Genomic DNA, 19,902 nt, shown 5'->3' on the forward strand with positions numbered 1-19,902 from the left:
CCCAAGTAGCTTTGCCGTCGCAAGGGGCCATGCTCAAATGCCATTAACGCTCAACCGCGTTGCATTCAGGTGAACTACCCAGGCTCTCGAAAAACCTCATCGCTCAGCTCAACTGCGCCCGCAGGTTTCAGACGCCCCTCACTTTCAAACGTAAAGGAATCTCTTGATGAGTGCTAACCCACGCGTTGCCGACTACGCCATTCACCCTCAGTTCACCGATCGCTGGTCGCCCCGCGCGTTCACCGGCGAAACCATTCCCGTCGAAACCCTGCTGAGCTTCTTCGAAGCCGCACGCTGGGCGCCATCGGCGTACAACTCGCAGCCTTGGCGGTTTCTGTACGCGCGTCGCGACACGCCGAACTGGGAGCGTTATCTGGGTCTGCTGAACGAGTTCAACCGCAGCTGGGCGCAGCACGCCTCGGCGCTGGTGATCGTGATCTCGAAAACCACTTTTGCGATACCTGGCGCCACCGAAGAAACACCGGCGCTATGGCACACCTTCGACACCGGTTCGGCCTGGGGCCACCTGGCGCTGCAAGCGAGCATCAGTGGCTGGCACACCCACGGCATGGCCGGTTTCGATCAGGAGCTGACCCGTAAAGAGCTGAATATTCCTGAGGGCTATGCGCTGCACGCGGCGGTGGCGATCGGCAAGCTGGGCGACAAGGCGACGCTGGCGGACTACCTGCAAGCGCGCGAAGAGCCAAGCCCGCGTCGTCCGCTGAGCGAGTTGGCGGCCGAAGGTGATTTCACCCTCTAACCAACGATGAAGTTCAAATGTGGGAGCGGGCTTGCTCGCGAAGGCGGTGTGTCAGTCGATACTCAAGGTGACTGACACACCGCTTTCGCGAGCAAGCCCGCTCCCACATTTAATGGGTGGTGGATTTAATACCCGCGTGAAAAATCCACTTCCCCACGCAACGCTTCACCCGCCTGATACGCCCGCAGGTTTTCAACGAACAACTTCACCATCATGGGTGGCGAAGTCGGTGCCGAACTGTGCCCCGTCAGCAGCAGGCCCCACGCGGTCCAGAACGGATGGCGTTGTGGCAGCGGCTCCTGACGGCAGACGTCGATCACGGCCCCGGCCAGATGCCCTTCCTTCAAGGCTTCCACCAGATCCGCATCGACCACCGCCACGCCGCGCCCGACGTTGATGAACAACCCAGTCGGCTTGAACTGCTTGAACAGCGCGGCGTCGTACAGGTCGTGAGTATTCGGGGTGTTCGGCAGCAGATTGATCACGTAATCCACTTCGCCGACCAGTCGCGGCAAGTCGCTCAGCGCGCCGACTTCGACAAAGGGCGCCTGCTCGCGGGCTTCGCTGGCGATGCCGTACAACTCGACGCCAAATGGCACAAGGAACTGCGCCACGGTCTGGCCGATGTCACCGGTGCCGACGATCAACACCTTGCGTCCAGCCAGGCTTTGCCCCTGGCGACTGTCCCACTTTCGCTCGACCTGGCTCACCAACCGCGGCAGTACTTCGCGCTCGTGGCCTAGCATGTAAGTCAGTACGTATTCGGCCATGACCTGACCGAAAATCCCTACCGCGCGAGTCAGGCGATAGTGCCGAGGCAGGCCGTCGGCCAGCAACGGCGTGATGCCGGCCCAGGTCGACTGCAGCCATGCCGGCGTGTGGCCCTGACGCAACAGCGTCGCCAGCAGGTCCGGCTGGCCGAGCCAGACCTGGCACTCGGCGGCCTGACGGGCCAGTTCGGCGGAGTCGCCGCTGGTCAATACTTCCAGATCAGGCGCTGCCTGACGCAACAGTTGGGCATACACAGGGTGGTCGTGTTCAGCAATCAGAACGCGCATGGTTCAAACCTTTCAAAAACAGTGCAGACGGCCGCCGACGGAGTATCACTCCATCGCCCTGGCCATCGCCAAAATCATTCCAGTGTTTCATAAAGGCTCTGAACAGAGCCTGTCTCGATTACATCGGGTCGTTGCGTCGCAGCAATTCTTCCGGAAGGTGTTCGATGTATTCGTCTTCGGCCGGCGGCATTTGCAGGTGGTAGCCCTGCTTTTCGAGGTTTTCCAGCACCACGGTGATGTCTTCGCGCGACAGCTTGCGCTCGGGCGTCAGCACCAGATCGAAAGCGTGGTGCGGTTTGCCGAAGGCCGCCATCAGACTTTCCGGAACGCGCTCCAGTGCATCGCTTTTGAGCACATAGAGGTACATCTCGTTTTTCTTCAGGCTTCGATAGATGGAGCAAATACGTTTCAAGGCTGTTCTCCGGCGGTGGCCAGGCTGTCGAGCAGCGCCTGGCCCATCAATTCGCGGCGCCAGCCACGCAGCGAATCAGGCAATTGGTAAGGACCATTGGGGAAACCGCTCTTGAGCAGCGCTTCCAGGGTTTTCTTGCGCAGCATCAGTTCTGGGGCGATGTTCAGTCGCTCGGCTTCGGCCTGGCCGATGGCGCGCAGCTGTTTGACCAGCGCGGCGGCTTCCACCGGCAACGGCTCCGGCACTGCTGGCGGCCATTGATCAGGCGACACACTGCCAGAGCGCTTGATCAGATCAAGCAGAAATTCGCCGTCCTGACGCACGGTACGCGGGTGCATGTCTTCAATTTTCGCCAGCGCGCCGAGGTTGTCCGGTTGCGTGCGCGCCAACGGCCACAGGGAGTGTTCACGGATGATGCGGTTGCGCGGCAGATCACGGGCGCGGGCTTCGCGCTCGCGCCAGGCACAGAGCTCACGCAATACGGCGAGTTGGGCGCGGGACAGCTTCCAGGCCAGTTTGGCATCGCGATAGACCTCATACGGGTCGACCTCGCGACGCAGGTTGGCCACCAGCTCGGCACCGTCTTCCAGGACCCAGGCGTATTTATCGTCAGAAAGCTTCGGACGCAGTTGTACGAAAACTTCCGCCAGATGCAAGGCATCTTCGGCGGCGTAGCTGATCTGGGTATCGGACAGTGGACGTTGCAGCCAGTCGGAACGGGTCTCGCCCTTGGGCAGATCGATGCCGAGCACTTCCTGCACCAGCCGCGAATAGCCCATGGAAAAACCCAGGTTCAGGTAAGCGGCGGCCAGTTGGGTATCGAACAACGGCGCCGGCAGGCTGCCGGTCAGACGCAGCAGCACTTCGAGGTCTTCGCTGCACGCATGCACGACTTTGACCACGGCCGGGTTTTCCAGCAGCGCCGCCAGAGGCTGCCAGTTGTCGATGGTCAGCGGGTCAATCAGGTAAGCGCGTACGCCATCGCCGATCTGCAGCAGGCCTGCGATCGGGTAAAAGGTGTCGACCCGCATGAATTCGGTGTCGAGGGCAACGAATGGCAGCTGCTGCCACTCGGCGCAAAACTGACCGAGGCTATCGTTGTCGCGAATCCAGTGAATATCGATGGCCACACGGCTCTCCCTTGAAGAATGGCGCGCAGTATATATCGCCCCCGGCAATTTCCGCGCCTCCACTGAACAAGAGCTTTAGCGAAAATACCTGCTGGATCGCAAGAATTGTCTGACAGGAGGGAGCTAGCTGGTCTTACGCAGCACGTAGACCCGCATCCGCGCGCAACCCGGCAAGAAGTCCTGATGGCTGAGCAAGCGGAAACCCGCCTGCTTGAACTCGGCCTCAAGCTCGGCCTTGCTCGCCTGTGGCTGGGCCTGTGCGCCTTCCACACCCGATCGGCGCAGTTTGAAATGCGCATTGACTCGCACCGCCACAATCACCGTATCGCGACTGACCCGATGGAACTCGCCCAGCAGGGCCAACCGATGCTCAGGACTGGCGATATGTTGAAACAATTGCATGCAAAAAATGCAGTCCACCGCGTTCGCCGACAAACCGATGGTGAAGGCCGAACTCTGAAAGGTCTTGACCCGTTCCAGCAGGGGTTGCGGATGGTGGGTACGGGCATGATCGAGCATGTCCTGAGACGGATCGGTCGCAAGAATCACTCGATTCGCATGCTCGGCCAGTATCGACCAGAAGCGCCCGACACCGCAGGCTACATCAAGAATCAATCCCGGTTCGCCAGCAACCTGAAGCGCGTTACGCACCAGTTGCTCGTCGCGCCAGAACGTCAAACGCCCCGCCAGGCCACGCGGTCGCGACTGAAGACAGACGCGGGCGTGTTCCTGGTCATAGCGCCGGGCGAACTCAAGTTCGATGGCGGATGGGGGCAGCGCGGACATGTGCAAGGGCTCTTGTTGGAATATTGACTGGCGGCAGGTTAACGACTGGCGCGTGAAAAAAAGGTCGACGGACTCATTTTTTGGCCAGCACACCGTCAATCACTGCGCCGCGGCAGCCGGCAAACATGTCCAGCCCCGGGTCGTAGACCTTGCTGTTGACCTCCAGCAGGCCAAGCATGGAATGGAACAGGTTGTCCTGGCTCAAGGGTTTTTCGCGACTCAATTGCAGGCAATGAGTGTCCACCGAGAACGATTTTTGATAGCTGTCGGAGAACCACGCCAGCATCGCTACATGCTTCTGTTGTTCCGGCGCCAGCATGTAAGGCGTGCCATGAAGGAACAGGTTGTATTCGCCCAGCGATTCGCCGTGGTCCGACAGATAGAGCATGGCGGTATCGACTTTGTCCTGATTACTGCGCAACAGATCGATCAGGGTCGACAGCACATGGTCGGTGTACACCAACGTGTTGTCGTAGCCATTGACGATACTTTCGCGGCTGCAATTGTTCAGTGCATTGCTTTCACACACCGGGGTGAAGTGTTCGTACTCTTTCGGGTAGCGCTTGAAGTATTCCGGACCGTGACTGCCCATTTGGTGCAGTACCAGCACGGTGTCTTTATCCAGGGTGTCGATGAAGTGCTGCAAACCTTGCAGGAGAATTTCATCGCGGCACTCGCTATTGGCACACAACGCCGGGTCTTTCAGGTTACTCACGTCGTCGACAGTGACCCGATCGCAAGTACCTTTGCAGCCCGACTGATTATCCCGCCAGATCACCTCGAGACCGGCGTGCTTGAGCACGTCCAGCAGACCTTCCTCATTCTTTGCCTTGCTGGCGTTGTAATCCTTGCGGCCCATGTTGGAGAACATGCAGGGCACCGACACGGCCGTTTCCGTGCCGCAAGAATGCACATCGGTGAAGGCAATCAGGCCGGCTTCCTTATCCAGTTGGGGGGTGGTGTCGCGGTCATAACCCAGGATGCCGAAGTTCTCGGCCCGAGCACTTTCACCCACCACCAGTACCGTCAGGGATTTACGGCCATGGGTTTGCCAGATCAGGTTTTTCTCGGCATCTTCACCGAGTTTGACAAAGGGTTGCCGGGCAGAAACGACTTGCTCGCGCAGATAACCGAGCGAGGCACCGATGTAGTTGCTTGGCACCACCATCAGGCGCAATTCATGGTGATTGCGAAACAACGACGACAAGCCTTGATAGTTGACCATGGCGACACCGCCGATCACCGCAACCGATGCGACATTCACCAGCACTTTACTTAATAACTCACGGTGCCAACGACGATAATTAACCGGCGTCTTCCACAACAACCACGACGGTAAAACTCCGAGAAGCGCAATATAAACAAACAACTTCACGGACAATAAGTCACGTACTTCTGTGGCATTGGTTTCTGCGAAGTTACGAAACATACCGGCGTCGATCAACACACCGTATTGGCTCATGAAATAGGCCACGCCGGCACTGACCAAAAAGATCAGCGTCAACACGGGTTTCATCACAGATCGAAACGCCAGCAAGGTCAGCACAATGTTGAAGGCCGCCAGGATCATTACCCCGAATGCAACACGCATGACGATGCCTTGACCGTCTGCCACGGTGATAACGAACAAGTGTTGCCAGAGCACTGAATTGAACCCAGCCAATAAAAAGGCGCTGGCAATCAACGTCACCCATTCGGGGCGCACGGCTTTGAACTTCAACATGATGATTGGTTGTTCCTGAAAGAAGTGCCCGCGTCAAATGTGAAAATTTCATTTACCGCGACAACACAAATCTTAAGCAGCCAAGCATCAATTTTTCGTGAAAAAGAAGCCAACGATTAGTTGGCTCATGGCATTAGGCCCAAACTTTCAACAATGAAGGCTGGTGTCCTGTCTCACCAATACGTTCCTCTTTTGACGAGTGGCTGTTGCCGTCAGGCAAGGCGCCGCGACGAGTCATAGCCCGCTATGGCGAGGAGCGGCAACGCAGCATGACGGCAACAGACGCCGTCAAAAAGGAACAGTATTGGCGAGACAGGACACTAAATTCAGGCTTGATGCAGATACCAGCGCCAGTCCTGCTCACCGACTTCGCCCATGAACTGCCGGTATTCGGCACGTTTCACTGCCAGATACACGCCAAGAAACTCACTGCCAAATGCTTCCCGCGCCCAGTTCGATGCCTCCAGCGCTCGCAACGTGGTCAACCAGTCGGTGGGCAGCAATTCCGTAGCCTGGGCGTACCCATTGCCCTCCACGGGTGCTCCAGGGTCAAGCTGCTCGCGGATGCCGCGATGAATCCCGGCCAGGATCGCCGCAGCCGCCAGGTACGGGTTGGCGTCGGCACCACAGATGCGGTGCTCGATATGCCGGGAGAATGCCGGCCCGCCGGGCACTCGCAAACTCACGGTGCGGTTGTCCACCCCCCAAGTGGCCGCCAGTGGTGCGTAGCTGTTGGCCTGGAAACGACGGTACGAGTTGGCGTTCGGACAGAACAGCAGCAACGAATCGAGCAACGTGCTGAGCATTCCGCCGACCGCTTGTTTAAGCAGCGGCGTGCCGTCCGGGGCTTCGCTGGCGAACAGGTTATTGCCCTCCTTGTCCGCCAGGCTGATATGCATGTGCATGCCGGTGCCGGCCAGATCATCAAAAGGCTTGGCCATGAAACAGGCCGCCATCCCATGCTTGTGGGCCACGCCCTTGACCAATCGTTTGTAGCGCACCGCTTCGTCCATCGCCTGCAAAGCATCGGCGCGGTGTTCGAGGGTGATTTCCACCTGCCCCGGCGCGTATTCGGAAATCGCCGTGCGCGCCGGAATGCCCTGCAGCTTGCAGGCGCTGTAGAGGTCGGCCAGAAACGGCTCGATCTGCTCCAGCTCACGTAAGCCATAAACCTGCGTGGAGCGTGGCCGCCCACCATCGACATCCCGCGCCGGCTGCGGCCGACCGTTGCTGTCGCGCTGCTGATCCAGCAAATAGAACTCCAGCTCCGCCGCCATCACCGGGTAATAACCGTCGGCCTGCAAGCCTTCGATGACCTTGGCCAGCAGGTGCCGTGGGTCGGCGATGGTTGCGGGCATGCCCTCTTTTGGATGCATGCTGACTTGCACCGCCGCCGTAGGAATCAATCGCCACGGCATGCGCTGCAAACTGCCGCTGATCGGGTAGGCGCGGCAATCGATATCACCGACGTCCCAGACCAGACCGGAATTTTCCACATCGTCGCCATTGATGGTCAGGCCCAGAATGGTACTCGGCAGCGGCCGCCCGCTTTCGTACACCGCCAGCAGTTCATCGCGATGCAGCAACTTGCCCCGTGGCACACCGTTGTTGTCGAGGATGAACAGCTCGAACATCTCGATATCCGGATTGTGTTCAAGGAAGGACAGGGCTTCTTCTTTCGTGGCGAAGGATGTCGTGGCACAGCTCATGGGAATTCTCGTCTATCCGCGTCAGGCAAACGCACAGGCGCCGCCGGTTTGATCCCGGCGCACAGCGCGGGATCTGTTAGAACAATCAGCGGGACAGGCAGGAATCCGGCGGGCGGGCGTGGCGGCAGTGCCACAATGCCCAGAAGGCCAGTTCGGAAGGGAGTGCAGACAGGCTTGGCGCGCTGGCAGGCCTGAATGGACGACGTGGCTGAAGGCTTGAAGTGGCACCAGACGCCCCCTCGTGTTTGATGCTGATCAGCCAGACGTCCATGGAAAAGACCGCAGTAAACAGATGCAAAGCAGCGTCACACGGGCAGATAAGCCGTTAAATCCAGACTTGATGAACCTTGGTTGCAGATTGGCTAAACATTCCTCCCGCTAACCAACCTAATTTCTCGATAGTGCCAGCGACTTTTCAGTTTGCCCCTGCAGGCTTGGAGCGGCCTAATCACAACCTTGTAAATCTGGGGTTCCGTTATGGAAAACGTTCGTACTACAAGCGCCTATGCCGGATGGCTGATGGTCAGCGTGGTATTGGTGGCACTGAACCTGAGGCCTTCGATGGCCGCTGTCGGGCCGTTGTTGTCGGCCATTCGCGGGGATGTTCCATTAAGTTTCAGTACCGCGTCGCTGCTGACCATGCTGCCCGTCATGGCGATGGGCCTGGCGATGTTCCTGGGAATGCGCATTGCGCAACGGGTTGGCGAACACCGCACCATCATCCTGTCCTTGTTGATCATCGGTGTGGCCACGGTCTCGCGGCTGTATCTGGACAGCACCCTTGAGTTGATCCTGAGCGCAGTATTGGCCGGGCTGGGGATCGCCCTCATTCAGGCGGTGATGCCTGCGCTGATCAAGTCACGCTTCAGCGACAACGTTTCGCTGTTCATGGGTTTGTATGTCACTTCGATCATGGGCGGCGCAGCGATTGCGGCATCGTTCTCGCCTTTCGTCCTGGCGCAAACCGGTAGTTGGCGGATGGGCCTGGCCATCTGGGCGCTACTGACGCTGGTCGCCCTGGCCTTCTGGCTTGCCCAGCGTTCGGCAATCGCGCCATTGCCGGCGGCGCCGATGGGACGCCAGGAGTCCTTCGTCGGTAACTCTCGGGCCTGGCTGCTGGCGATTTTCTTCGGTTTGGGCACCGCCTCCTACACCTGTGTGCTGGCCTGGCTAGCCCCGTATTACATGGAAAAAGGCTGGAGTGAACAGAATGCCGGCTTATTGCTGGGGTTTCTCACGGCCATGGAAGTCGTGTCCGGGCTGATAACACCCGCGATTGCCAACCGCAGCCAGGACAAACGCCTGGTACTGGTCGTTCTGCTGGCCTTGATCATGGCCGGCTTCTGCGGCCTGATCCTCAGCCCGGAAGGCTTTAGCCTGCTATGGCCGTGCCTGTTGGGCCTGGGCATCGGCGGTCTGTTCCCGATGAGCCTGATCGTGTCCCTTGATCACCTGGATAACCCGCGTCGTGCCGGCGGCCTGACGGCCTTTGTGCAAGGCATCGGTTACCTGATCGCGGGCCTCTCACCGCTGATTGCCGGGATGATTCGCGACCAATTGGGTAGCTTCGAATGGGCCTGGTGGTCACTCACAGCGGTGATGGCGGTGATGATTGTAATGGTACTGCGCTTCAACCCTAGGCAATACGCGCAGCATATTCAATAGTCTTCGAAGGTTCTGCTTTTCGTAGGAGCCAGCGGTGCGGCACCGTTGGCTCTTACAGGTTCGATCAAACGCAGGAAAAGGAACTCATGAAACAAGTCGGTTTTGCAGAAGCTCATTGGGGCATGCTGATCTGGGCAATGCTGATCTCATCGTCGTTCTTTGCGGCGGCAGAGGTCAGCCAATCGATAGATCCAATATTGTTGACCGGGCTGCGTTTGCTGTTTTCAGCCTTGATGTTCTTGCCACTGCTGTTATTGAAAAATACGTCACCGATCTCGGCCAGAGGCTTGCTGGCGCATGCGGTTCTTGGGCTGCTGCTGGCAACGTATTTCGGTTCGCTGTTTGAAGCGCTACGCCATACCACCGCGGTCAATACCGCGACGCTGTACACGCTGGTGCCACTGATGACGTTATTTTTTGAGGTATTGCTGCTGCCGAGCCCAAGCCTGAAGAGCCGCTTGTTGCCGATGTCGATTGCAGCGATCGGTGCCCTGCTGCTGACGCTCAAAGGGGCAGCTCCAGGCGAACTGCCTGCACTGTATCCGGTACTGGTCTTCGGCGTTGGCTGCCTGGCGATGGCGCTTTATTCGCCTCTGAGCCAGCGATTCAAGGTCAAGGCCTTGAAGGGGCGTGACCCGGTGGCGATGACCTTCTGGAACATGCTTTTCGGTTCGCTGTTTCTGTTTGTGTTCTGTCTGTTTAACGGCGGTTGGCGCAGCGGCGCGCAGTTGTCGTCGAGCGATATGTTCTGGCTTGTATACCTGGCGCTGTTTGGCACCCTCGGGACATTCTGGCTGCTGCATCGGGCAATCGGGGTGATTTCACCGTCAACGGTGGTTTCCTACGTCTACCTGAACACCTTGTTTGTCACATTATTTCACTGGTTCTGGCTCAGACAGCAACCGGTGCTGATAGAAGTCACCGGTGCCGTGCTGGTGGGTGTCGGCATGCTGGCATTGGTGATCACCAGCCGTACCGCCAAAACCGTTACAGCTTGAGATCCTTCAAAGAAGTGACTGTGTCCAACGGGGCCACTGGACTCCAGCGCTCCAGTTCGCGCTCCAGGAAATTGGCCACGGCCAACAGCCGCTCTTCCTGCCAGTGCGGGCCGACTATCTGGATGCCGATCGGCATCCCGCTGACCGGATCATGCCCGGCGCGAATGACCACCGCCGGTGAACCGGAGAGGCTGAACGGAAACACAAAGGCATAGCGATCACGATCCTGCAAAGACTCGCCATGAGCGAACGCCACGTCCGGGAATACCGGGCAGATGAACAGATCGTGCTGATTGAAAAACTTCGCCAGGTGATAGCGAAACGTATCGATCAGAATCCAGTCGCGCTTCATTTCATCCACGCTCAATTCGACCTCTTCGCTCAAGCGAATCAACCCTGAGGTGGCGGACGTACAGGTCTGTTTGTTCATGGACTGGAACAGACGCTTCCAGCCACGCCCGGCATCCGCGCCCGTGATGAAAATCCGCCAGAGCACATCGCAGGCCTCGTCGAGCATCAGCGGAGCCGTCGGTGTAACCTGCGCCACCACATTGCTCAGGCAACTCTCGACCCGTTGCAGAACCTGCTTCACCGCCGGGCTCACCCGGGTCCTGGTGGACTCCCAGGACAGTGCGACACGCAATTGGGCCAGCGGCTGGCTGACTGCGAACGGCACATCGACGGTGTCCGGATCGTGACCGTCAGCGCCGCTGATCAGTTGCCCGAGTAACGCCAGATCGTCGACATAACGCCCCATCACGCCAAACGCCGACGTCAGATGAAACAGCCCGGAGCGATCATAGGGAAACTGGCCGGTCAACGGCACGCGCCCCTGAGTCAGTTTCATGCCGCAGATACCGTTGAAATGCGCCGGGATCCGCACACTGCCGCAAGCATCCGAAGCCAGCCCGGCCGGCGAGCAACCGGCCGCGATGGCCACCGCTTCCCCGCCACTGCTGCCACCGGCCGAGCGCTGCCCGTCATAGGGATTGAGTGTGCGGCCGTACAGCAGATTGTCGGTTTCAAACGCCATGCACAGCTCGGGAACATTACTGATCCCAAGGATGATCGCACCCGCCTGGCGAAGCCGGGCAACGACCGTGGCATCCTCCTGACTGGCCTCGCCCAGCAACTCCTTCAGGCCTCGCGACATTCGGAAGCCGCGCACATGGCAGACGTCCTTGATGGTCAGGGGGATGCCGTGTAAGGGGCCACGGATCTTTCCGATGCGGGCCATATCATCGGCCTCCCGGGCCTGTCGACGCAGTTCGTCGACAGACTCCAGTTGAATCAGGGCGTTGATCTGCGGATTGCGTTCATCGATACGCTGCAGGTAGAACTCCAGCAAGTTGACACTGGTCAGCACACCGCGGCGCAGCAGACCGGCCATTTCGCGCAGGGTCAGAGTATCGGGATTGAACATACTCAGCGCTTCCCGTTGCTGCGCAGTAGCTTGTTGGGGATGTGGTACATGTTTCTGACCACCAGCGAAAACGCCTTGACCGCCAGCTTCGGACGCCGGGCGATCGCCTCAAGGGCTTCTTCGGTCATCGTCAGGACATGCCGAAGCGCTTCAGGCGTGATGTTCAGCGGCGGGTAAAACCGCAGAACCGGGTGCGCGGCTTTTTCATTCATTGAATGCCCGGCATGCACGCCACGCTTGCCTAATTCCATGCTCATCAGCGCTTCGTAGACCGAACCGCGCAAGCGCAGGCCGGTCATCAGGCCGACACCGGGCACATCCTCGACAATCTGCGGATAACGCTGAGCCAGCCGTTGCAGGCCATGGCGCAGCAAACCGCCATTGATCCGTGATTGCTCGACCAGGTTGTGCTGCTCGATGTAATCGATGGCGGCCAGTGCCGCGGCGCACGCCACCGGATGCCCGCCATTGGTCCGCTGGTCAGGCTCGATCTCGCTCAGCGGGTATTGCGTGGCCAGTCGCTGGCTGTACATCGCGCAGGCAAACGAGGTGTAACCGCCCGTCAGGCCTTTGGAGAGGATCATGATGTCCGGCACGACGTCGTCATACTGCACGGCGAACCACTTGCCACAGCGGCCGAAACCGGTCTGGATTTCGTCGGCCACCAGCAAGGTCTCAGTGGCATCGCACAGGGCGCGGATGTTCGCCATGTAACCCACAGGCGGAACCTGTAAGTGGGCGCCCCCCAGAATCGGCTCGACATACACCGCACGCACCCCCTCGCCGACCGCTCTCTGCAAGGCGGCGAAGTCACCGTACGCCACATAAGTCACTTCCGAGGCCGCGGTGCCGTAGCTGCGATGGTGCTGTTTCTGCCCAAGAATGCTCATCGCTGCGAGCGTCTTGCCATGATAGGAATCACTCATTACCACGATTCCACGCCGGTGCGGCTTCACCTTGAGCACATAACGCATGCTCTGTTCGATGGCTTCGGCACCCGAGACCATAAACTGCACATCCCCCCAATTCCCCGGTACCAGATTCCGAAGGCGCTCGGACAATGCGCCTTGCAGCGGATGCACCCGCCCCTCCGGAATCCAGGCCATCTGGTTCAACTGGGTCTGCACCTGCTCACGCACCATCGGATTACGATGGCCGACGATGAACACCCCATAGCTGCAGGCGCAATCGATAAAGCGCTTGCCGGCATGGTCGGTGACATAGATGCCATCGGCGTCCTTTTCGACGCTGGTTTTACCCAGACGATAGAGCTTGGCCGCCGAGGCACTCCAATGCCGCTGGCAATCATCCAGCAGTTGTTCATGCGATAGAGTTAAGGACATGGCTTAAAGTCTCCTTGAGGATCCGGGATGCGCGCTGGATGTGTTCGGCTCGTGCAGTGATCGGACAACGCAGAATCAACTCGCGGCCACGGGGTGCACTGACATAGATGCCACGCTGATAAAGCTCCTCGCACAATTCGGCGGGTTTGAGATCGTCTGGCAGCGGCAGACTGACCCAGGCACCGCAGGCGACAGCGCCGAATGAGGCGAGCGCTTGCGCCAGGATCTGCCCGTTATTGAGGCATTCCCTGGGCAAGTCGTGTGCCTGCACGTAATCCAGTGCCGCCATGGCGGCCACGCAGGCCATCGGATTGCCGGCCGTGGTGCTGCCATGTTTCGCCGGGCTGCTGCGACCATAGACTTGATAGGCCATCTGTTCGCTGCAGGTATAGGTGCCGACAGGAATCGCACTGCCGCCCAGTGGGCCGCCCAACACCACAATGTCCGGGGTGTTGCGATAACGCTGAAACCCAAACAGCGTGCCCAGGCTCCCCAGACAACTTTGCACGTCGACCGCGATGACCGGCACCGACGCATTGGCCGCCGCGACATACAAGTGATCGAGTAGCACCTGCTCTATCAGGCGCAAGCGACCGTTTTCATCAATCACGGTGCTGGTGTGGCAAACCGCGAAGCAATCGTTCCAGTCCACTTTATCCAGGTCGCGGACATGCCTGATCGCCACGAGTTCGAAGCCCAGGAAACGCTGCATCTGCAGATAGTTTTGCGGCGTGCTCAGGCAACGTCCGTAACTCAGCGAGCCATAGTCACCGCCCTGGACAACAACAATGGTGTTGCCCTTGGGCTTGAGGCCTTTGCACAGTTTCAAGGCGCCTTCGAATGCTTCATCGCCGGAGCTGCACACATAAGAGCTGACCAGCGGTTGCGGTAGCAGCTCGGCCAGGCGCCGGCACAAAGCGATCAATGGGTCGGACATCAGCACTCGATTGGACAGCCCCATGTTCTGCGCCTGAAGGCTGACCGCGTCGATTACCGCCGGTACCTGAAAGCCAAACCCGCCGGCCAGATCGACGATCTGGCGACCGTCACCGTCGATATACGTCTCGTACTGACCTGAAATGATTTGCCTGTTATTGGTCTTCATGAATAGGTCTCAGCGGTAGCTCAGGGCGTTGAAGATACGGCGGCGCTCATCAACGATGGCCTCACGACCGTGCATTACCCGACGGTTGTCGATCATCACCATGTCGTGGTCACGCCAGCCGACCGGGTAGGTGTATTGCGCGGAAACCTCGGCGATTTCGTGCAGGAATTCGCCGGGAATGGGCAGCCCGGACAAGGTATCGATCACTGGCACTTCATAGTTGAAGGACGGCCCGAGAATACTGTTGGCAAACGCCGGACGCTGGCTGAATTCGGAGACCAGAATCGCCGGGGTACTGAAGGCGTAATGAATCGAATCATCAAACGGATCGAAGGAGATCTGTGTCTGCGGATCGTCGCCTATGATCTGCATCAGATCTTCGATCCTGACCGCCGCCGGGTCCGAGAGCGCTGGCGAATAATGGCAAACCAGCCGACGCCATTTGTCGCCGGCAACGGTGCGGCTGTAGCGAATCGGGTTGTCCTCGAAAAATGTGCGGCAGGCGGATGACAGCTTTGCCAGTACTTTCTCACCGTCGCACAAGGTGGTTTGCGAACCGGTGCGCGGCGCTTCCTGGCAATAAAACCAGGTGATGTCCGGCCAGAACGGTGAGTTACCATTTTCGCAATGCAGACCGATCGCCTGGCGGCCCGCATCCACCAACTGCGCGGCTCCACCGACCATGACACGAGCCGGGTCGAGGCTCAGTCGCGAGCTGTTCTGCTTCACATAGGCGCTGAAATCCTCAGGGTTGTGGATGCAGTTACGTAACAGGACGACGCCGTAATGCCCCAGCAAGTCGTACAGCTCGGCCTTGCCCAGGCTTGCAAAATGGCGCGGCTCAATAATGGATACATCGGGGCTTTCACAATGATAGGCAGGCGTGTTCATCAGATGCATTCCCTTGCAGATTGGCGAAAACAGTAGCGATATCGGCGCGTTTTGGACGGCCGGTGACGGTGTAGAGTTGCTCGAGCAATGGATCGTCCTTGGTCAGCAACCACAGGCGGCTCGGTCGCTCGATGTCGGAAAAGCGCCGGGCTGACCAGCTAGCCAGCTCATCGCGATCCGGTACCGACTCAACACACAACAGCGCCACCAACCCATGGGTTTCATCGAAAAACACAGCGGCATCGCGCACACCGGGGTATTCGCGGTATTCCAGCTCGACCTGTTCCGGGCTGACGTTGCGGCCATTGGGCAGGCAGATCACATTTTTCTTGCGGCCGCGAACATAAAGAAAGCCATCAGCATCCAGCTCCCCCAGATCCCCGGTGTCCATCCAGCCATCGTCGGACATCGAACAGGCGCTGGGATCTTTGCCCGAGTAGCCGCTGAACAACGAACTGCTCTTGACCTCAATGGTCTGGTCGGCGCCGATGCGCACCTGAACATGCGGCAACGGCCTGCCCACACTGCCCAGACGTTGATGCTGCAAGGTATTCATACTGACGACCGAGGCGTTCTCGGAGAGCCCGTAACCCTGGAACACCGCAATGCCATCCTCGGCGAGGGCATGCAGGATATCGATGCTGACGGCCGCGCCGCCGCACGTGATATGCACCCCCGCATGCAGGTAACGAGACAGGCGTTCACCCTGCACGCCGCCTTCGGTCAATAACTCATGAAAGTGATTGAGCATCACCGGTGGTACCGTCAAGGCCGTCGGTTCGACCCGCAGGATCCATTCGATCAAACGCTGCGGTGACGTTCCTGGCTCCCCTAGCAGCGCCTGGCCTTCAGGCAGGAAATACACGGTCCCGCCGGCCAGCAGCGGTAAATACGCGGCGGTCACTTGTTCCAGCAGCAGGCTCAATGGCACCAGTGACAGATAGCTGCGATGGGCATCGACCGGCATCCACTGGCGCAGGGAAGTCAATACCGCCCCCACGGCCGCCGTGCTCAGGCGCACACCCTTGGGCCGACTGGTAGTCCCCGAGGTATGAATGATTTTGCAGATCCATGCACTATCGCCGTCCGGTTCTCGCAACAACGGCTGCTCCAGGGCAGGTTCACTGATACGCCTGAGACGGCTGTCGGGAAAGTCCAGCCTCCACCGCTCAGCCAGCGTCCGCTCGCCTGCGGCATCCACCAGAAACCCGTCACAACGCTCGGCAAGGTGTTCGGCCTGGGACTGACTGAATGCCAGCGGCAAAGGCAATGCGGTAATGCCGGCAAACAGGCAAGCCAGATCGGCAATCAACCAGTCACTGCTATTACGCGTCGCAATCCCCAGCACAACGTGATCGCCATGAGCGGCCGAGTCGAAGCGCCGCTGCAGTTCTGCCGCCAGATTCAGCGCCCGGGATTCCAGCTCGCCATAGGTCATGACAGCGGCGTGTTCCAGGCCGGTCGGAGCACAATCGATAGCGCAGACCTTCTGACGATTGACCTGCAATGCAAGCCGCAAGTCAGCAATGAAATGACCGCTCATGGTTGCGCCCTCGCCGGCAAATCGGTCGACAGCTGGGTAAACAAAGTACCGAGGGTCATAGCGGCGAATCGCGAACGTTTCGGGTCCACGCGGATAAAACCGGTGACAGGTAATTTCGAGTAGTAGGTACCCCAGTTCTTGCCACCATCGTCGGCCAGACGCTGAGGGTCCGCTGTGAGCAGCGGTTCGAAATCGATCTGACAGCTCTCCATCATTTGCCGGACCCGAGGTGTGACGGTGCAAAGCAAATATTGAGCCCCCATGCACCAGGCCAACAACGGAACCATGTTGACCATGATCATCCCGGCTGTCCGATGATGAGAAATCAAACTCCCTATTTCAGCAATAACTGATCGATCGATCATTTTTTCATAACGCTGGGACAGAATCGCTTCTATCGGTTGCGACAGGTATTGCTCCGAAAACAGTGTGCGATGATCCGCAAAAGTTATACCGGCGCAAGAAAGAATGCGCTCCTCACTGTCTTGGGTGACCGCAAAATACTGCGGGCTCGGCTCTACGGATGCCTTATAAGAGCTGCGAAACTTTTCTTTCACAACTTCAGTCGCCTGCATCCATAACGGCGTTTGACTTTCCGTGACGCGTACCAACACTTCGCCCTCCTATCCCTGGTCAGGGTTCTCTCTAAGTGGAACGAGAATATATTGAGGAAATCTCCTACAGACTATTTAAAAAACCAATTGCTTCCACTAATATATAAATAAACAACCTTGTCACAAAACACGACGTAACGTGACACACATGGATTTTCACCGAGATGGACCTTTATGCTTAATAGCAATCTGCTACGAAAACTGGATATGCAGGACCTTATGGTTTTCGTGGCTGTGTATGAACAAAGAAGCGTCACCGAGGTCTCCGAAACCCTCTGCGTCAGCCAGTCCACGGTAAGCTACTGCTTGAAAAAGCTTCGCACGAGTTTCGAGGACGAGCTCTTCATCAATACCCGCAATGGCATGTGGCCAACACACAAAGCCGCCACAATGTACAGCCATGTTCTCAAAATTCTGAAGAGCATAAATATATGCCATTCCGGACTGCACTCATTCGACCCGGCGCAAAAAGAGATCACTTTTAATATTTGCGCACCTGAATATTTTGAACTTCTTATACTTCCAAACTTATTGAAACGCTTTATCGGTAGTAGTTTTCCGGTCATAGTAAATATCCAGAAACTCCACATAGACATCCCTAACGACGAACTTATGGATGGCCGTTTCGATCTGGCAATTTGTTTCGGGCCCAACTTTCATCACAGTGCTAAAAATTTGAAATCACAAGTGCTGCTGGAAGATGACCTGGTCTGCGTCGTCGATAAAGACTATGCGCCTCCAGAGGGTGAGTTCAGCCTGGACACCTTTGTCGCACGCCAGCATATCTTCCCGACTCCTTGGACTTCAGACACCAACATGGTGGATGGCTGGCTCAGCAAATTGGGCTACACCCGCCAAATTGTCGCACGAGCTAATAGTTACGTTGCGGCACTCAACATGATCCCCGGAACCGATTTTGTTCTCACTCTGCCTCGACGCATCCAGATGCTGATCAGCAATGAAGCCAGATTCAGCCATTGCAAACCACCGATGGGTTTACCGAACTTCACACTGGACATGTTGTGGAACGAGAAACCAGGTCAAGACAGCGCCAATAACTGGTTTCGCGAACAAATTGTCAGCGTGTGTGCGCAGGACGGACTACTGTAATAAGACTTCACTTTACTGACCGACCGCAGCCAAGTGTCTGGGCGTAACTTCAGCGCTTGGCCGGTGAGATACAGCATCTGGCACTCGATACAGGTCACCTTCGAGCAATCTGCGCTGATACAGAAAATCCCGCCCCCCCTCAGGCCAGTGATGTGTAGGTCGTGTTACCTACACGTTGTGTCCCACATCTGACAATGAAGCTTCCTACAAGCCATTCTCCTGGCACTATCGTTCCGTTATCCTGTTGAATCGTATTCAAAACAGGACAGGGAGTTCATAGACATGGGTCAGATGCTTAACAGCAATTTACTTAGAAAGCTCGATATGCAGGACCTCATGGTGTTCGTCGCCGTGTATGCACAAAGCAGCGTCACCGCCGTCTCCGAAACCCTTGGGGTCAGCCAGTCCACCGTCAGCTATTCGCTGAAAAAGCTGCGCACCGGCTTCGAAGATGATTTGTTCATCAACACCCGATCAGGAATGCGTCCAACCTACAAAGCCACCACTATGCACGAGCATGTGCTGAAGATTCTGGAAGGCATCAACCTCTGCCATTCCGGGGCTCAAGCCTTTGATCCGACTCTAAAAGCCGTCACCTTCAATATTTGCGCGCCGGAATACTTCGAACTGCTGGTACTGCCGCGGCTGTTGAGGAACTTCGACTTCGCTAACCTGCCGGTGATCGTCAATGTGCAAAAACTCGATACCGCTCCGCCCATCGATGAACGGCGTGACGACAGTCTCGATCTGGTGATCTGCTTCGGCCACGACTTTCAACACAGCCACACTGACTTCAAATCCCGGAGGCTGGTTGAAGACGAGCTGGTTTACGTCTTCGATAAACGCGTAACTCCGCCGCAATTACGCCCAAATTTGCGATCCATTGAACATCGTCACGTGCTCTCTCCACACAAGACCTTCGACACCCACAGTGTCGATCACAAACGACAGCATATCGCGCAACCCGCCAGCTACAGGGCAGCCCTCAAAATGATCACCGGCACCGATCTCATCCTGACGCTACCGCGGCGCATTCAAACGCTGCTGGCCAATGACGCGGTATTCAGTCATTGCGAAGCATCAAAGGGCTTGCCAGGATTTATCCTCGACATGCAATGGAGCGAAGCCAGCGATCAGGACAGCGCCAATACGTGGCTTCGCGAGCAAGTGATCAAAGCCTGCGCAGAACAGGGTTTGCTCTGCACCCCTGACCTGATCTGTCAGAGTCCGACGGCCGTCTTGGTGTAGGACTCGCGATCAATATCCAGAATTTCCGCACACAACTGCACATCTACGTTGGCCGGCCATTCGCACAAGTCCTGCAACACTGCCAACAGGCTTTGTGACAACTGCTTCTTGATCTCCGCCGAACGCCCGCTCAACAGTGCCAGCTTGATATGCACAAAAGCCCGCTCGCCCAGTGCGGTGCCAACCTTGAAGCTCTCGACCTTTACTGCACGGCTCTTGATATCGAACTCGGCCGCAAACTGACCGGAAGCCATCAACGCATTGTTGAGTCGCATCAACGCCAGATCGGCATTCAACTCGGGCAAGTTGGCGGTGTATTCCATGTGCAGGTGGGGCATAACGGGGCTCCTGAAGATTGGCAGAAAGGTCGTACATATAACACAG

General features: G+C 57.7%; 18 protein-coding genes. 5 read left to right on the forward strand and 13 right to left on the reverse strand.

The window, feature by feature from the left end; all coding sequences use genetic code 11:
* Positions 1-166: 166 nt before the first annotated feature.
* A complete protein-coding gene (locus KW837_RS20010) occupies positions 167-760 on the forward strand; it encodes a nitroreductase family protein (RefSeq protein WP_218398154.1) in 594 nt (197 codons plus the stop codon).
* A gap of 125 nt (positions 761-885) precedes the next feature.
* Here KW837_RS20010 and KW837_RS20015 read toward each other — a convergent pair whose 3' ends face one another.
* The 6 genes from KW837_RS20015 to KW837_RS20040 all read right to left on the reverse strand — a co-directional run bounded on the left by KW837_RS20015 (position 886) and on the right by KW837_RS20040 (position 7,578).
* Entirely contained in the window at positions 886-1,818 is a 933-nt protein-coding gene (locus KW837_RS20015; protein ID WP_192344373.1) for a D-2-hydroxyacid dehydrogenase, read from the reverse strand.
* A gap of 118 nt (positions 1,819-1,936) precedes the next feature.
* Positions 1,937-2,230: a YcgL domain-containing protein gene (locus KW837_RS20020; RefSeq protein ID WP_007898694.1), complete on the reverse strand. Its 294-nt coding sequence runs from the start codon at positions 2,228-2,230 to the stop codon at positions 1,937-1,939.
* Positions 2,227-3,360: a ribonuclease D gene (gene rnd, locus KW837_RS20025; protein WP_123499040.1), complete on the reverse strand. Its 1,134-nt coding sequence runs from the start codon at positions 3,358-3,360 to the stop codon at positions 2,227-2,229. The genes KW837_RS20020 and rnd overlap by 4 nt, the downstream gene beginning before the upstream one ends.
* Positions 3,361-3,483: 123 nt before the next feature.
* On the reverse strand, positions 3,484-4,146 hold the full coding sequence (locus KW837_RS20030) for a class I SAM-dependent methyltransferase (RefSeq protein ID WP_218398155.1): 663 nt from the start codon (positions 4,144-4,146) through the stop codon (positions 3,484-3,486).
* A gap of 73 nt (positions 4,147-4,219) precedes the next feature.
* Complete coding sequence (locus KW837_RS20035) at positions 4,220-5,869, reverse strand: phosphoethanolamine transferase (protein WP_218398157.1); 1,650 nt, start codon at positions 5,867-5,869, stop codon at positions 4,220-4,222.
* A gap of 326 nt (positions 5,870-6,195) precedes the next feature.
* Positions 6,196-7,578 carry a glutamine synthetase family protein gene (locus KW837_RS20040; protein WP_218398159.1) on the reverse strand — a complete coding sequence of 461 codons (1,383 nt, stop codon included), beginning with the start codon at positions 7,576-7,578 and terminating at the stop codon, positions 6,196-6,198.
* Between the two features lie 477 nt (positions 7,579-8,055).
* Between KW837_RS20040 and KW837_RS20045 the strand changes: the two genes are divergently transcribed.
* Both KW837_RS20045 and KW837_RS20050 read left to right on the forward strand, forming a co-directional pair.
* Positions 8,056-9,243: a cyanate transporter gene (locus KW837_RS20045; RefSeq protein ID WP_218398161.1), complete on the forward strand. Its 1,188-nt coding sequence runs from the start codon at positions 8,056-8,058 to the stop codon at positions 9,241-9,243.
* An 86-nt stretch (positions 9,244-9,329) separates the two neighbouring features.
* The gene (locus KW837_RS20050) at positions 9,330-10,241 is read left to right on the forward strand and encodes a DMT family transporter (RefSeq protein ID WP_218398164.1); all 912 of its coding nucleotides are present in this window, start codon (positions 9,330-9,332) and stop codon (positions 10,239-10,241) included.
* Here KW837_RS20050 and KW837_RS20055 read toward each other — a convergent pair.
* From KW837_RS20055 to KW837_RS20080, 6 genes are read right to left on the reverse strand one after another with little or no spacing between them, the layout of a single operon-like run.
* Positions 10,231-11,664, reverse strand: coding sequence for an amidase (locus tag KW837_RS20055; RefSeq protein ID WP_218398166.1), 1,434 nt, complete (start codon positions 11,662-11,664; stop codon positions 10,231-10,233). The two genes, KW837_RS20050 and KW837_RS20055, sit on opposite strands and share 11 nt — an antisense overlap.
* Positions 11,665-11,666: 2 nt before the next feature.
* Positions 11,667-13,007: an aspartate aminotransferase family protein gene (locus tag KW837_RS20060; protein ID WP_218398168.1), complete on the reverse strand. Its 1,341-nt coding sequence runs from the start codon at positions 13,005-13,007 to the stop codon at positions 11,667-11,669.
* On the reverse strand, positions 12,985-14,112 hold the full coding sequence (locus tag KW837_RS20065; protein WP_218398170.1) for an aminotransferase class III-fold pyridoxal phosphate-dependent enzyme: 1,128 nt from the start codon (positions 14,110-14,112) through the stop codon (positions 12,985-12,987). The genes KW837_RS20060 and KW837_RS20065 overlap by 23 nt, the downstream gene beginning before the upstream one ends.
* Positions 14,113-14,121: 9 nt before the next feature.
* A complete protein-coding gene (locus KW837_RS20070) occupies positions 14,122-15,003 on the reverse strand; it encodes a TauD/TfdA family dioxygenase (protein ID WP_218398172.1) in 882 nt (293 codons plus the stop codon).
* Positions 14,978-16,546 carry an AMP-binding protein gene (locus KW837_RS20075; RefSeq protein WP_218398173.1) on the reverse strand — a complete coding sequence of 523 codons (1,569 nt, stop codon included), beginning with the start codon at positions 16,544-16,546 and terminating at the stop codon, positions 14,978-14,980. The genes KW837_RS20070 and KW837_RS20075 overlap by 26 nt, the downstream gene beginning before the upstream one ends.
* Positions 16,543-17,160 (reverse strand): thermostable hemolysin, encoded by a 618-nt coding sequence (locus KW837_RS20080; RefSeq protein ID WP_123499065.1) that lies wholly within the window; start codon positions 17,158-17,160, stop codon positions 16,543-16,545. Before KW837_RS20080 ends, KW837_RS20075 begins: the two co-directional genes overlap by 4 nt.
* A gap of 174 nt (positions 17,161-17,334) precedes the next feature.
* On the opposite strand from KW837_RS20080, the gene KW837_RS20085 reads away from it, so the two are divergent.
* Both KW837_RS20085 and KW837_RS20090 read left to right on the forward strand, forming a co-directional pair.
* Positions 17,335-18,270 (forward strand): LysR family transcriptional regulator, encoded by a 936-nt coding sequence (locus tag KW837_RS20085; RefSeq protein WP_218398175.1) that lies wholly within the window; start codon positions 17,335-17,337, stop codon positions 18,268-18,270.
* Between the two features lie 291 nt (positions 18,271-18,561).
* Entirely contained in the window at positions 18,562-19,518 is a 957-nt protein-coding gene (locus KW837_RS20090) for a LysR family transcriptional regulator (protein ID WP_218398572.1), read from the forward strand.
* Here KW837_RS20090 and KW837_RS20095 read toward each other — a convergent pair.
* A complete protein-coding gene (locus tag KW837_RS20095; RefSeq protein ID WP_218398177.1) occupies positions 19,491-19,856 on the reverse strand; it encodes a 5-carboxymethyl-2-hydroxymuconate Delta-isomerase in 366 nt (121 codons plus the stop codon). The two genes, KW837_RS20090 and KW837_RS20095, sit on opposite strands and share 28 nt — an antisense overlap.
* Between the last annotated feature and the right edge of the window lie 46 nt (positions 19,857-19,902).

The sequence above is a fragment of the Pseudomonas sp. PDM24 genome (genome assembly GCF_019218905.1).
In the GTDB taxonomy this organism is placed as follows: Bacteria; Pseudomonadota; Gammaproteobacteria; order Pseudomonadales; family Pseudomonadaceae; genus Aquipseudomonas.